We start from the raw sequence: 13,704 nt of genomic DNA, 5'->3' as shown, positions 1-13,704 counted from the left end.
CTAGGAGTTCACGATGTTCGACTCCGTGCGCGACGACCTGCGCACCACCCTCGACGAGATCCGTGCCGCCGGGCTGCACAAGCCCGAGCGCGTCATCGGCACCCCGCAGTCGGCGACCGTGGCGGTCACCGCCGGCGGCCGTCCCGGTGAGGTCCTCAACTTCTGCGCCAACAACTACCTCGGCCTCGCCGACCACCCCGAGGTGATCGCCGCCGCCCACGAGGCCCTCGACCGCTGGGGCTACGGCATGGCCTCCGTGCGCTTCATCTGCGGCACCCAGGAGGTGCACAAGGAACTGGAGGCGCGACTGTCGGCGTTCCTCGGCCAGGAGGACACGATCCTCTACTCCTCCTGCTTCGACGCCAACGGCGGCGTCTTCGAGACCCTGCTCGGCCCCGAGGACGCGGTGATCTCCGACGCCCTCAACCACGCCTCGATCATCGACGGCATCCGGCTCTCCAAGGCCCGCCGCTTCCGCTACGCCAACCGTGATCTGGCCGACCTGGAACGCCAGTTGAAGGAGGCCACCGAGGGCGGCGCCCGCCGGAAGCTGATCGTCACCGACGGCGTGTTCTCCATGGACGGCTATGTGGCCCCGCTCCGCGAGATCTGTGACCTCGCCGACCGCCACGACGCCATGGTCATGGTCGACGACTCCCACGCCGTCGGCTTCACCGGCCCCGGCGGCCGCGGCACCCCCGAGCTGCACGGCGTCATGGACCGCGTCGACATCATCACCGGCACCCTCGGCAAGGCCCTCGGCGGCGCCTCCGGCGGCTATGTCGCCGCCCGCGCCGAGATCGTCGCCCTGCTGCGCCAGCGCTCCCGCCCGTACCTCTTCTCCAACACCCTCGCGCCGGTGATCGCGGCGGCCTCCCTGAAGGTGCTCGACCTCCTGGAGTCGGCCGACGACCTGCGCGTCCGTCTCGCCGAGAACACGGCGCTGTTCCGCCGCCGCATGACCGAGGAGGGCTTCGACATCCTCCCCGGCGACCACCCGATCGCCCCCGTCATGATCGGCGACGCGGCGAAGGCGGGGCGCCTGGCGGAGCTGCTCCTGGAACGTGGCGTCTACGTGATCGGTTTCTCCTACCCGGTCGTCCCGCAGGGCCAGGCCCGCATCCGCGTCCAGCTCTCCGCCGCGCACTCGACGGCGGACGTGCACCGGGCGGTGGACGCGTTCGTGGCGGCACGGGCGGAGCTGGAGACCTGAGCGGAGCGAAGCGGGTCGGCCGGGGCGGGGGCCCGATGCGGGCGGCTCCGGGGTAAAGCGGGCATTTGAGAGAATCGATCCCATGATCGAAGCGCGGCGGCTCCACATCCTTCGTGCGGTGGCCGACCACCGTACGGTGACGGCGGCTGCCGCCGCGCTGTATCTGACGCCCTCCGCCGTCTCCCAGCAGCTCACGGCCCTGGAACAGGAGACGGGACACCGTCTGGTCGAACGGGGTGCCAAAGGCGTACGGCTGACCCCGGCCGGCGAGATCCTGCTCGGCCACACCAACGCCGTGCTCGCCCGGCTGGAACTGGCGGCGGCGGAACTGGCCGCGTACAGCTCGGGCGAGGCCGGCACCGTCACCGTCGCCTCCTTCGCCACCGGGATCGCCCAGGTCGTGGCACCCGCGCTGGCCCGTCTCGCCGTGTCCGCGCCCGGCATCAGCCTGCGCGTTCAGGATGCCGAGGGCGACGCGAGCCTGCCGATGGTCCTGGACCGGCAGGTCGACATCGCCGTGGCCGTCGAGTACCGGGGCGCGCCGGCCGCCGACGACCCCCGCCTGACGCACGTCGCGCTGTACGCCGAGCCGTTCGACGCGGTCGTGCCCGTGGGCCACCGTCTCGCCGACTCGGCCGAGGTGCCGCTCGCCGAACTGGCCAAGGACCCCTGGATCGGCCCCTACCCCGGCAACCCGTGTCATGACGTCGTCGTCCTGGCCTGCGAGAACGCCGGCTTCCAGCCCCGTCTCGAACACTCCTCCGACGACTTCCGCGCCGTGGTCGCCCTCGCCTCCGCCGACGCGGGAGTAGCCCTCGTGCCCCGCTCCGCGCTGCGCGGCACGGACCTCACGGGTGTCGTCGTACGCCCCGTCGACGGCGTGGCCCCCACCCGCCGGGTCTTCGCCGCCGTGCGCCGTGGCGCGGAGGGGCACCCGCTGATCCGGCCGGTGCTGGAAGCGCTGGGGGAGGCGGCCGGGTGAGCGGGAGCGTTCTCCAGGCGGCGGACCCGCACGGGGCGCTGCGGCCGACGTCGATCTACTACAAGCGGCCTCGGTGAGTGTCAGTGGTCACCGCTACCGTGCGTTCCATGCCCGATGCTGAAGACGTACGACGAGTCGCCCTCTCCCTGCCCGACAGTACGGAGAAGATCGCCTGGAGCATGCCCACGTTCCGGGTGGCGGGGAAGATGTTCGCGACGCTGCCGGAGGACGAGACGTCCATGGCCGTGCGGTGCCCCAAGGTCGAGCGGGACGAGCTGGTCCTCGCCGAGCCCGGCAAGTTCTGGATCGCCGACCACGAGGCCGGGTTCGCCTGGGTGAGGGTGCGACTCTCCGCCCTGGAGGACGAGGCCGAGCTGCGCGACGTCCTCGCCGACTCCTGGCGCCAGTCGGCACCGACCCGACTCCTCGACGCCCACCCCGAGTTGGGGCTCCCGGCCGCCGACTGAGCTGCCCGGGCCCGCCCGTGCCGCTACCTACCGCAGGAACCCCGTGATCCGCTCCCGCAGCGAGGCCGCGTCCAACCCGTGCGCGGCCACGTGCTCATCGAGCTGCCCGTAGCGGCGCAGCTCTCGCCGACCCACCCCCAGCCCGAGGACCCGGTGCGGCACTTGAGCGAGCGCGTCGTTGGCGGCAGCCCTCGTCGTGCCCGCCAGGTAGGGCTCGACGAGGACGACGTCCGTCCCCGCCGAGTCGGTGGCCCGGCGCAACGCGGCCGAGTCGAACGGGCGCACGGTCGACGCGTACAGCACCGTCGCATCGAGCCCCTCGGTCGCCGCGAGGACGGCGTCGAGCATGGGCCCGACGGCGACGGCGACGACGACCCCGCGGCGCCCTCCCGCACGGTGCGGAACCGCTGTCCGTCCACCGCGAGCGCCGACCCGTTGGACTGCGCGGACAGCCGTACGTACACCTTGTCGTCCTTGCCCTCGCCCGCGCCGACCGCGTGCCGGATCAGCGTCTCGGCCTCGTCGGGGTGCCCCGGTACGTGCACGGTCCACCCGTCGAGTGTGTGCAGGACGGCCACGTCGCCGGGTGCCATGTGGGTGAAGCCGCCCGCGGGCCAGTCGTGGGTCGCGGCGGCGCTGACCAGCACCGCGCCCACGTCCTGGTGCCCCAGATCCAGTTTCACCTGCTCGAAGGGCCGTTCCACGAGGAAGCTCGCGAAGGTGTGCACCACGGGCCGCATCCCGGCCAGCGCCAGGCCCGCGCCCGCGCCGATCAGCAGTTGCTCCCGGATGCCGACGTTGATCACCCGGTCCGGATGGCGGCGCGCGGCCTCCACGAAGCCGTCCCGGCCGATCTCGGCGAGAACCACCGTGACCCGGGGGTCCTCGTCGAGCAGACCGGAGACGACGGTGGCGAGGCGATCACGCATGGTGTTCATGAGGTCGTGCGTCCTTCCAGGGTGGTTGCGGAACTCTTGGGGTCGCGTCGGGTCGGGGCGCGTCGGGCTGGGCTCAGGCGGTCGGGCCTTGATTCAGGCGTTCTTCGGCTCGACACGGGCCACCACGGCCCGGGGCCGCCCCGGGTGCGGCGCGGTGAAGGCGGCGTGCAGCGCCTCGTGGTCGCGCCCGTCCACGGTTTCGGTGGACCAGCCCGCCACCTCGAACCGCGCGGCGATACCGCCGGGCAGCGCGTGACCGGCGGAGGAGTTGTCGATCACGACGGTGTGGAGCCGGTCGAGGCCGGCGGGACCGGCGTACGCGATCGCCTCGTGATTGCTGCCCTCGTCCAGCTCCGCGTCCCCGATCAGCACCCACACGGCCGGGGCGAGCCGTCCCTGGGCCCGCAGCCCGAGCGCCGTCCCGATCGCGATCGGCAGGCCGTGACGAGCGACCCGCTGCCGATCTCCGCGCCCGGCACCGGCACCCGGTCCGGGTGGTGGCCGAGCGGCGAGTCGTAGGAACCGAAGCCGGGCAGCCAGTCGACCGGCACGAAGCCCTTCGCGGCGAGTACCGCGTAGTACGCCATCGGCCCGTGCCCCTTCGACAGCAGGAACCGGTCCCGGTCCCGGTCCTCCGGCCGCCCCGGCCCCACCCGCAGCACCCGGCCGGGGGTGCGAGGGTGCCTCCCCTCCCTCGCGGCGAAAAACGCGTGCGCGACCACCGGCCCGAGTGCGGTATTGTTTCCGTGCACGTTCAGCCAGGGGAAACCCCAGGTCAGACGGGCACCGGGACGTGGCGCAGCTTGGTAGCGCACTTGACTGGGGGTCAAGGGGTCGCAGGTTCAAATCCTGTCGTCCCGACTCGAGAGAGTCGTAGGTGGAGGGGCTGTACCGGAGTGATCCGGTACAGACCCTTCCGCGTATCGCCCGGCGGCCGGGCCCGTACGGCCGCCGCGACGTTCACCAGCTGCCACGCGACGTCGGGCTCGGCCTGGCCGCGTCGAGACCGTCGCGCTCGCGCACGACGGGACGCTCGCCGTCACGCCGTGCTCGGTCCCGGTCCGTCAGAGCCGCGGGCCGGTCAGGTCGCCGTTCGCCGTGGTGGCCCACGGCCAGCAGACGGCCACCTGGCTGTCCACGTTGAGCATGGTGAACACCGCGTCGGTGACCGTACCGCCGAGGTTGTCGAAGTAGCGGTCGACCCTGTCGGGGGCGGCGAGCAGCAGCGCCTGCCGTACCTTCTCCGCGTCGTCGGCCCGGTCGTGGAGCACCACCTCGTCGAAGCCGAGCTCCCGCAGGTACTCGGCCTTGCCCGGCGAGGAGGTCGTGCCGACGATCCGCCCGGCACCCGCCCGCCGGGCCAGCCGGCCCACCGGCGAGCCGACCGCGCCGGACGCGCCGCTGATCACCACGGTGACGCCGGGGCGCACGGCCAGGAACCTAATCAGAAACGGGCGAAGTCATCCGATAAGCGGCAGTGGAAATCCCGCCGGAGAGTGAGCAGATTCGGCCACCGGGTTCAATGGTGCGATCATCCGTCGGCCAGAGTGGGGGCGCTGTACCGTCGACGACGGGAAGGCGGTGCCTCCGGGCGGCGACCTCGCCCGTACGAGAGGGGATCGTGGAGACGAGCACGCCGGCGGGCTCCGCCGCACAGTCGCGAACGCCCTTGAGCAGAGGGCGCGTTCTGGGTGCCGCTGTCGCCCTGGCCGACGAGGGCGGGGTCGACGCGCTGAGCATGCGCAAGATCGCCCAGGCGCTCGGCGTCGTGCCCATGGCGCTCTACAAGCACGTGGCGAACAAGAACGAGTTGCTGGACGGCATGATCGACGTCCTCGTCGCCGAGATCGACCCGCCGGTCGCCGACGTCGCCTGGAAGACCGCCATCCGCAGCCGGGTCCTCTCGGCCCGCCGCATGCTGCTGCGCCACCCGTGGGCGCCCGAGGTGATCGAGTCGCGCATCAAGGCACGGACCACTCCCACGCCCGCGGTCATGGAGTATCTGGACTCGATGATCGGGATCTTCCGGGCCGGGGGTTTCCCGATCGACCTGACGCATCACGCGATGCACGTCATGGGCAGCCGCCTGCTGGGTTTCTCCCAGGAGTTGTTCGAGGACTCCTCCGGCCGCGAGCCCGACCCGGACGCCCTGCCGCCCGAGGAGATGGCCGTGCGCTACCCGCACATCGCCGCGTTGGCCGCGGCGGTCGTCCACGACCGCGATTCGGTCGTCGGCTCGGGCTGTGACGACCAGTTCGAGTTCGAGTTCGCGCTGGACCTGACGCTGGACGGCCTGGAACGACTCCTCGGCGCGCGCTGATCGGGCGACGAACGCCCTGGCTTTCCACGGGACTTGCCGCGAGCTCGACTGAACCGCCCCCTTGACGGGTGTACGGCGTACACCTACTTTGCCCTTGAAGAGGTGTACGCCGTACACCTGGTGGTGGCGAGGTGAGGGGGAGACCGATGAAGGCGATCGTCCAGGAGCGGTTCGGCCCGCCTGACGTCCTGCGACTGGCGGACATCGACCGTCCGGAGGTCGGAGCCGACGGGGTGTTGGTGCGGATGCGCGCCGCCGCGCTCAACCCGTACGACTGGCACATGCTGCGTGGCGACCCTTACGTGGCGCGGCTGTCGGGAGTCGTCGGGCTGACGCGGCCGAAGTGCCGGGTGGCCGGGATCGACGCCGCGGGCGTGGTCGAGGCGGTCGGCGACGGCGTGCGCGGGCTCCGGCCCGGCGACGAGGTCATGGGATTCTGCCCCGGCTCCTTCGCCGAATTCGCGTGCGCCAGGGCGGACTTCCTGGTCCGCAAGCCCGCGAACCTCACGTTCGAGCAGGCCGCGGCCGTACCGATGGGGGCGGTGACCGCCCTGCGCGGCATCCGGACCGTAGGTCGGGTGCGGGCCGGGCAGCGGGTGCTGGTCAACGGGGCGGGCGGTGGCGTGGGTACGTTCGCCGTACAGATCGCCGTCGCCCTGGGGGCCGAGGTGACCGGGGTGTGCAGCGCCCGCAACATCGATCTCGTGCGCTCGCTGGGCGCCGCGCACGCCGTCGACTACGCCCGGGAGGACTTCACCGGCGCACGTACGCGGTACGACGTGATCCTGGACAACGTGGGCAACCACCAGCTGGCGCGTCTGCGCCGGGCGCTCACGCCTGCGGGGACCCTGGTCGCCAACGGTGGCGGCTCGCCCGGCCATGTGTTCGGTGCGATGGGCTCCATGCTGCGCCGGGGTGTGGCCGACCTGTTCACCCGCCGACGGCTTCGGCCCATCCTGCCCTCGCCCCCGTCCGGCCCGGTCCACGACGACCTGCTCGCCGTCACCGCGCTCATCGGGACCGGTGAACTCACCCCGGTCGTCGACCGGACGTACCCCCTGGCCGACACGGCCGAGGGTGTACGTCATGTGGAGCGGGGCCACGCCCGGGGAAAGGCGGTGATCACCGTGCGGTGAGCGTCCCCTCGACCGACCGTGCGGCCTACGGTGCGAGCGGGCCGACCGTGTCACCCCATCAGGGCCGCCACGTCCGAGCGGATCGCCGGTAGCTGGGAGTGCAGTACGCCGCCGGGGCAGTCGGTGGCCACCCAGTCGCGGTGGCCGGAGATGGCGGGGCCGTCCCACATGACGCCGCTGACGGGGTTGACGTAGACCACCTTCTGCTGAAGGGGGTTGATGGAGTGCCGTGTGGCGAGTTCCGCCAGCAGTTGGACGAGCGCGCCGCGCGCGGCGGCCGTGGGCGCGACGGCGCTGAACGTCCCCAGCAGGGCGATCCCGACGTTCCCCGTGTTGTACGTGCTGATGTGGGCGCCGGTGACCAGCCGTCCCGCCGCGTTGTGCGCGGGGTCCCCGTCGGTGCCGGACCACCGTCCTTCGTAGACCCGTCCGTCCGCGTCGATGAGGTAGTGGTAGCCGATGTCGCCCCAGCCCTGACCGACCGTCTGGTCGCGGTAGATCGTGCGGACCCGGGCCGCGGGGTTGGCCTCGCCGTTCGCGCTGCCGGTGTGGTGCACGGACAGGGTCTGTACCGGGTGGTAGTCGGGCGGCCAGGTCTCGCTGCCGTCCGCGCCGAAGCGCAGGCTCTCGTCCGCGCCCCAGGACTGCCGGGACAGCAGGACGTAGGCGGCGGAGCGGGAGCCGGCGGACGGGGAGCCGGCCGTGGGGGAGCCCGCCGCCGCGGCCGGGCGGGAGACGGCTCCCGTCACGGCGACGGCGCCGAGGGCCCCCAGCAGCGCGCGCCTGGGTAACGCGCCGAAGGTGGCGGGCGCGCCGGGCGAGGCGGAGGAGGCTGGGGAGTTGGTGGAGCCGCAGGAGGCTGTGGGGTCGGTGGAGTCGGACGGAGACGTGTGCCTCGGATGCATGGCTGTCCTTCCGGAGCGGCGGTGGCCGGCGAGTGGGGGTCAGGGCAGGTCGAGGTCGCAGACATAGCCCGAGCTGTTCGCCCAGGAGCGGAGCAGGGGCCAGGTGACCGGGCCGATGGCTCCGTCGTCGTCGATGCCGGCGCACTGCTGGAAACGTACGGTCGCCAGGCGCGTGTTGGGTCCGAACCTGCCGTCGACCGTCAGGTTGTCGCCCGACATGGAGAGGTTCAGATAACACTGCCCGAGCATGACCGCGGACGGGCTCGTCGTGTCGACGTCGCCCTGGACGATCTCCGGAGGGGGCCAGCTCGTGTCCCAGTAACCGCCGCAGTGGTCGGCGGCCGTGGGCGCGGCACTCGCGGCCCGGACCCCGTCGATCCCCCCGGCCAGCAGCACGGCCGTGGCGGCGACGACCACCGCGATCCTGTTGCTTCTCATACGGATGTCACTCCAGACGTCGGTACGCGCATACGGAGTCGTTCCGGTGTGACTCGATGGTGCCGGTGGTGCGCGACGGCTGTCACGCTCGTTCGACCCTGCCGAAAAGACGCAGGCGGGGGTGGGTGGCGGGCGGAGAAACGGAGGCAATGGTTCCAAGTCCCCGCGAGGGGAGGGGAGGGGTGCACAGGGCGCCACATCCGGCGCGCGGTGGTGATCCGGGGCGTGTCGGGGGTGCGCGGTGGACTGGGCGGTGGCTGGTCGGTTGGATGGGGACCCGGGCTGTGCCGCGGTGTCGTCGCCGACGACCGCGGTCCGGCCGACGACACTCACACTCGATACGCGACACCCGACACGCGCCGGAGATGAGCTGCGATGGTGAACGACCGGTACGGAAACCGCCTCCACGAGTGCGACGTCGAGGGAGCGGGGCATCTGGACCGGGCCGTGGAGGGGCTGTTGTTCTTCCGGCCGGATTTCCCGACCGCCGTCGCGGACGCCGTGGCGGCGTGCCCCGGATCGCCGCTGGCCCAGGCGTTCGCGGCGTATCTGGGGGTGCTGGGCACCGAGTCCCGGGATGCCGAGGAGGCGGGCCGTCGGTTCCGGGAGTTCAGCGCCGGGCTGGACCATGCGGCGCTGCCCCGGCGGGAGCGGATGCACATGGCCGCGGCGGGAGCCTGGCTCGACGGCGATCTGGGTCTGGCCGGTCGGATCCTGGAGGACCTGGTCGTGGAGTGCCCGCGTGATCCGCTCGCCCTGGCGGTGGGCCACCAGCTCGACTTCTTCACGGGGGACGCCACGCGGCTGCGGGACCGGATCGGCGGAGCCCTGCCGGCGTGGGACACGGACGACCCCCACCGCGGGCCGCTCCTGGGCATGTACGCGTTCGGCCTGGAGGAGTCGGGCCACTACGACCGGGCCGATGAGGTGGCCCGTGCCGCCGTCGAGCGGAACCCCCGTGACATCTGGGCCATCCACGCCGTCGTCCATGTGCACGAGATGCGGGGCCGGTTCGCCGAGGGGCTCGACTTCCTCGACGCTCGCCTCGACGACTGGGCGAGCGGCAGCCTGCTGACGGTGCACAGCTGGTGGCACTACGCCCTGTACGCGCTGGAGGCGGGCGACACCGCCACGGCCCTGCGGATCTACGACGCCGTGCTGCACCACGAGAACTCGTCCGGGTTCGTCATGGAACTCCTCGACGCCGCCTCGCTGTTGTGGCGGTTCCTCCTGGACGGCGTGGACCAGGAGGCCCGTTGGCGGTCACTGGCCGACGCGTGGGCCGCGCGCGAGGACCCGCCGTTCTACGCCTTCAACGACGTGCACGCCGTCATGGCGTTCGCGGGAGCCGGGCGGCTGGACACCGCGGACGAGTTCGTCGCCGACCGGCGGCGCTGGCTGCGGGCGGCCCAGGAGGACGGGCGGCCCCGCACCAACCGCGCGATGACCGCCGAGATCGGGCTGCCGGTGTGCGAGGCGCTGGTGGCGTTCGCCCGTGCGGACCACGCGACGGTGGTGGACCTCCTGTGGCCGATCCGCCGCCGACTGCACACCTTCGGCGGCAGCCACGCCCAGCGGGACGTGGTCCAGCGGACCCTGCTGGAGGCGGCCCTCCGCGCGCGCCGGGACGACCTGGCCCGGCTCCTGCTCGGCGAACGCACCGGTCTGAGCCCGCACAGCCCCTACAACTGGCTCGGCCGGGCCCGTCTCGCCGAGGCCCTCGGGGAAGCGGGCCGCGCCGCCGTCGCCCGCGCCACGGCGACCGAACTGGCGGCCCCCGCCGCGGCGAGGCTCAGCGGGAACCCGCACGCCGCCTACCTCGGACCGAAACCCTGAGCCCCGGCCGGTGCCACCCGCCTTCCGTGCCGCCCCCGCCCCGTCAGGGCGGACAGCCCGGTCAGGGCGGGCATCCGTGTCAGGACAGGCAGCCCACATGCGCCAGGGCCTGCTTCAGGAGGACGCCCTGGCCGCCCGGCATCTCGCTCTGGACGGAGGCCGACGCCGCGTCCTGGGGGCTGAACCACACCAGGTCGAGCGCGTCCTGCCGGGGTCGGCAGTCACCGGCCACCGGGACGATGTAGGCGAGGGAGACCGCGTGCTGCCGCGGGTCGTGGAACGGGGTGATGCCCTGCGTCGGGAAGTACTCCGCGATCGTGAAGGGCTGGAGGGCGGACGGGACACGGGGCAGCGCCACCGGACCGAGGTCCTTCTCCAGGTGACGCAGGAGTGCGTCCCGGACCCGCTCGTGGTGCATCACGCGGCCGGAGACCAGATTGCGGCTGACCGTCCCGTCCGGGCCGATGCGCAGCAGCAGCCCGATGCTGGTGACTTCGCCGCTGTCGTCGACGCGCACGGGCACGGCCTCGACGTACAGGATCGGCATCCGGGCGCGCGCCGACTCGAGCTCGTCGGACGGCAGCCAGCCGGGCGTGGTTTCGGTCATGTCAGACATTGGCCGATCATACTTTCAACGTCAGTCGAAGCGCGCGTCGCTCCGATCACACCTGTCAGAGATGCCCCGGCTGCTCCGCCCGCATGCGCGGCGCGGACGATCAGGCGCGGACGTTCAGTCGTGCGCGGCCCACAGCCCGCGCACATGACCGAGGTGGCGGGTCATCACCGCGCGTACGGCCTCCTCGTCGCGGGCGAGCAGCGCGTCCAGCAACTCCAGGTGCTCCTGCGCCGAGGACAACAGCCGGCCCGACTCGGCGAGTGCGGTCAGGCCGTAGAGGCGGGCGCGTTTGCGCAGGTCACCCACGACCTCGACGAGGTGCGCGTTGCCCGCGAGGGCGAGCAGGCCGAGATGGAAGCGGGTGTCGGCTTCGACGTACGCGATGAGGTCCCCGGCGGCCGCGGCGGCCACGATCTCCCGGGCGGCGGGCCGCAGCGCCTCCAGGGAGATCTGGTCGGCGGTCCGGGTCAGGCCGGCCGTGGTCGGGATCTCGATGAGCGAGCGGACATGCGTGTACTCGTCCAGCTGCTTCTCGGTGACGGCGGTGACCCGGAACCCTTTGTTGGGCACGGGGTCGACCAGCCCCTCCTTGGCCAGATCCAGCATGGCCTCCCGCACCGGCGTCGCCGAGACACCGAAGCGGCCGGCGAGCGCGGGCGCGGAGTACACCTCGCCCGGCCGCAGCTCACCGGCGATCAGCGCGGCCCGCAAGGCGTCGGCGACGCGCTCGCGGTAGCTGCTCTTCTTGCCGCCGAGCACCGGCAGGGCGGGGCCGGCGGCGGGGGCTGACAGGGCCATCGCACCTCTCCTAGAGGACGAACCCGGCCGGGAACGGGTCGGTCGGGTCGAGCAGATACTGTGCCGTGCCGGTGATCCAGGCGCGGCCGGTGAAGCTTGGCAGTACGGCGGGCACACCCGCCACCTCGGTCTCGCCGAGCAGTCTGCCGGTGAAGTGGGTGCCGATGAAGGACTCGTTCACGAACTCGGTGTGCAGGGGGAGTTCACCACGCGCGTGGAGCTGCGCCATGCGCGCGCTGGTGCCCGTGCCGCAGGGGGAGCGGTCGAACCAGCCGGGGTGGATGGCCATCGCGTGCCGCGAGTGCCGGGCGGTGGCGCCCGGGGCGTACAGGTGGACGTGGTGGACGCCGTGGATCGACGGGTCCTCCGGGTGCACGGGCTCCCCTTCGGCGTTGATGGCCTCCATCAGGTCCAGGCCCGCCCGCAGGATGTCGTCCTTGCGGTCGCGGTCGAAGGGCAGGCCGAACTGCTCCAGCGGCAGGATCGCGTAGAAGTTGCCGCCGTACGCGAGGTCGTAGGTCACCGTCCGGCCGTCGGCCAGCGTGGCCTTGCGGTCGAGGCCGACGGAGAACGACGGCACGTTCCGCAGGGTGACCGCCTTCGCCGCGCCGTCCTCCACCGCCACCTCGGCCACGACGAGGCCCCCCGGGGTGTCGAGGCGGATGGTGGTGACCGGTTCGACGACCTCGACCATGCCGGTCTCCACCAGCACGGTCGCCACGCCGATCGTGCCGTGACCGCACATGGGCAGATAGCCGGAGACCTCGATGTAGACGACGCCCCAGTCGCAGTCCGGGCGGGCCGGCGGCTGGAGGATCGCGCCGCTCATCGCCGCGTGCCCGCGCGGCTCGTTCATCAGCAACTGCTTGACGTCGTCGCGGTGTTCACGGAACCACAGGCGGCGTTCGTTCATGGTCGCGCCGGGGATCGTGCCGATCCCGCCGGTGATCACCCGGGTGGGCATGCCCTCGGTGTGCGAGTCGACGGCGTGCAGGACGAGTTTGCTGCGCATGACCGGCCCTCCCTTTCTGCTGTGGTTACGCGAGCCCCGCCGCGACGGCCTTCTCGGTGGCCGCGCGGATCACGGCCTCCTGCTCCGGCAGCAGTTCCACGCGCGGCGGACGGCAGCGTCCTCCGGGCCGGCCCACGATGTCCATCGACAGCTTGATCGCCTGCACGAACTCGACCTTGGAGTCCCAGCGCAGCAACGGGTGCAACTGCGCGTAGAGGTCCTTGGCGGTGGCGAGGTCGCCGTCCACCGCCGCGTGGTACAGCTCCACCGTCGCTGCGGGCAGCGCGTTCGGGTAGCCGGCCACCCAGCCCTTGGCGCCGGCCAGCGCCAGCTCCAGCAGGACGTCGTCCGCGCCGATCAACAGATCGAGGTCCGGAGCGAGTTCGGCGAGCTGGTAGGCCCGGCGGACGTCGCCGGAGAACTCCTTCACGGCCCTGATGTACCCCTCGCCGTGCAGCTTGGCGAGCAGTTCGGGGACGAGGTCGACCTTGGTGTCGATGGGGTTGTTGTACGCCACGACCGGGACGCCGGCCTTCGATACCTCGGCGTAGTGCGCGAGCACGGACCGCTCGTCGGCGCGGTAGGCGTTCGGCGGCAGCAGCATCACCGCCGCGCAGCCCGCGTCCCGCGCCTGCTCGGCCCAGCGCCGGGACTCGGCGGACCCGTACGCGGCGACACCCGGCATCACCCGCGCGCCGCCGATCGCGGCGACGGCCGTCTCGACGACCTTGGCGCGCTCCTCGGGCGTCAGCACCTGGTACTCGCCGAGCGAGCCGTTCGGTACGACACCGTCACAGCCGTTCTCGACGAGCCAGGCGCAGTGCTCGGCGTACGCGTCGTGGTCGACGGAGAGATCGTCGCGGAGGGGGAGCGCGGTGGCGACGAGGACGCCGCGCCAGGGACGGTTCTCGGTGGTGGCCATGAGTGGGATGCCCTCTCCATGAGGTGTGACATATCACTGGTGTGCGGTGGTGCGGTGGTGCGGTGGTGCGGTGGTGCGGTGGTGCGGTGGTGCGGTGGTCGGGTCGGGTCAGGTCCGACGA

At 72.3% G+C, this 13,704-nt stretch carries 12 protein-coding genes, 1 tRNA gene and 3 pseudogenes; 7 read left to right on the top strand and 9 right to left on the bottom strand.

Going from position 1 to position 13,704, the window contains the following annotated elements:
- Positions 1-13 precede the first annotated feature (13 nt).
- The 3 genes from P8T65_RS06325 to P8T65_RS06315 all read left to right on the top strand — a co-directional run bounded on the left by P8T65_RS06325 (position 14) and on the right by P8T65_RS06315 (position 2,662).
- Positions 14-1,213 (top strand): glycine C-acetyltransferase, encoded by a 1,200-nt coding sequence (locus tag P8T65_RS06325; protein WP_316724386.1) that lies wholly within the window; start codon positions 14-16, stop codon positions 1,211-1,213.
- 82 nt (positions 1,214-1,295) lie between these two features.
- Positions 1,296-2,195, top strand: a complete 900-nt coding sequence (locus P8T65_RS06320) for a LysR family transcriptional regulator (protein WP_184902062.1) — start codon at positions 1,296-1,298, stop codon at positions 2,193-2,195.
- A 107-nt stretch (positions 2,196-2,302) separates the two neighbouring features.
- Positions 2,303-2,662: an MmcQ/YjbR family DNA-binding protein gene (locus P8T65_RS06315; protein WP_184902064.1), complete on the top strand. Its 360-nt coding sequence runs from the start codon at positions 2,303-2,305 to the stop codon at positions 2,660-2,662.
- Between the two features lie 27 nt (positions 2,663-2,689).
- Here the strand turns inward: P8T65_RS06315 and P8T65_RS06310 are convergent.
- Both P8T65_RS06310 and P8T65_RS06305 read right to left on the bottom strand, forming a co-directional pair.
- Positions 2,690-3,600: pseudogene (locus tag P8T65_RS06310) on the bottom strand (transketolase).
- A gap of 93 nt (positions 3,601-3,693) precedes the next feature.
- Positions 3,694-4,265, bottom strand: a pseudogene (locus P8T65_RS06305) (transketolase); the annotation flags it as partial.
- A 122-nt stretch (positions 4,266-4,387) separates the two neighbouring features.
- On the opposite strand from P8T65_RS06305, the gene P8T65_RS06300 reads away from it, so the two are divergent.
- A tRNA-Pro gene (locus tag P8T65_RS06300) sits at positions 4,388-4,461 on the top strand.
- Positions 4,462-4,667: 206 nt separating this feature from the next.
- On the opposite strand, the pseudogene P8T65_RS06295 reads toward P8T65_RS06300, so the two are convergent.
- A pseudogene (locus tag P8T65_RS06295) lies at positions 4,668-5,048 on the bottom strand (zinc-binding dehydrogenase); the annotation flags it as partial.
- Between the two features lie 221 nt (positions 5,049-5,269).
- Between P8T65_RS06295 and P8T65_RS06290 the strand changes: the two are divergent.
- Entirely contained in the window at positions 5,270-5,920 is a 651-nt protein-coding gene (locus P8T65_RS06290; RefSeq protein WP_316724385.1) for a TetR/AcrR family transcriptional regulator C-terminal domain-containing protein, read from the top strand.
- 146 nt (positions 5,921-6,066) lie between these two features.
- Positions 6,067-7,056: an NAD(P)-dependent alcohol dehydrogenase gene (locus P8T65_RS06285; protein ID WP_316724383.1), complete on the top strand. Its 990-nt coding sequence runs from the start codon at positions 6,067-6,069 to the stop codon at positions 7,054-7,056.
- Positions 7,057-7,106: 50 nt separating this feature from the next.
- On the opposite strand, the gene P8T65_RS06280 is transcribed toward P8T65_RS06285, so the two are convergent.
- Positions 7,107-7,961, bottom strand: coding sequence for a peptidoglycan recognition family protein (locus P8T65_RS06280; protein ID WP_316724382.1), 855 nt, complete (start codon positions 7,959-7,961; stop codon positions 7,107-7,109).
- Positions 7,962-8,000: 39 nt separating this feature from the next.
- Positions 8,001-8,399 (bottom strand): peptidoglycan-binding domain-containing protein, encoded by a 399-nt coding sequence (locus tag P8T65_RS06275; protein ID WP_316724381.1) that lies wholly within the window; start codon positions 8,397-8,399, stop codon positions 8,001-8,003.
- Between the two features lie 375 nt (positions 8,400-8,774).
- Between P8T65_RS06275 and P8T65_RS06270 the strand changes: the two genes are divergently transcribed.
- Positions 8,775-10,235 carry a tetratricopeptide repeat protein gene (locus P8T65_RS06270; RefSeq protein ID WP_316724380.1) on the top strand — a complete coding sequence of 487 codons (1,461 nt, stop codon included), beginning with the start codon at positions 8,775-8,777 and terminating at the stop codon, positions 10,233-10,235.
- A gap of 79 nt (positions 10,236-10,314) precedes the next feature.
- On the opposite strand, the gene P8T65_RS06265 is transcribed toward P8T65_RS06270, so the two are convergent.
- From P8T65_RS06265 to P8T65_RS06250, 4 genes are all read right to left on the bottom strand, one after another.
- Positions 10,315-10,842: an NUDIX hydrolase family protein gene (locus P8T65_RS06265; protein ID WP_184902079.1), complete on the bottom strand. Its 528-nt coding sequence runs from the start codon at positions 10,840-10,842 to the stop codon at positions 10,315-10,317.
- Positions 10,843-10,965: 123 nt separating this feature from the next.
- Complete coding sequence (locus P8T65_RS06260; protein WP_316724379.1) at positions 10,966-11,649, bottom strand: GntR family transcriptional regulator; 684 nt, start codon at positions 11,647-11,649, stop codon at positions 10,966-10,968.
- Positions 11,650-11,659: 10 nt separating this feature from the next.
- Positions 11,660-12,661 carry a proline racemase family protein gene (locus P8T65_RS06255; protein ID WP_316724378.1) on the bottom strand — a complete coding sequence of 334 codons (1,002 nt, stop codon included), beginning with the start codon at positions 12,659-12,661 and terminating at the stop codon, positions 11,660-11,662.
- 25 nt (positions 12,662-12,686) lie between these two features.
- Positions 12,687-13,583, bottom strand: coding sequence for a dihydrodipicolinate synthase family protein (locus tag P8T65_RS06250; RefSeq protein ID WP_316724377.1), 897 nt, complete (start codon positions 13,581-13,583; stop codon positions 12,687-12,689).
- Between the last annotated feature and the right edge of the window lie 121 nt (positions 13,584-13,704).

The sequence above is a fragment of the Streptomyces sp. 11x1 genome, from assembly GCF_032598905.1.
In the GTDB taxonomy this organism is placed as follows: Bacteria; Actinomycetota; Actinomycetes; order Streptomycetales; family Streptomycetaceae; genus Streptomyces.
The sequence above is the reverse complement of the archived record's forward strand: the minus strand, read 5'-3'. Positions and strand labels throughout refer to the sequence as shown.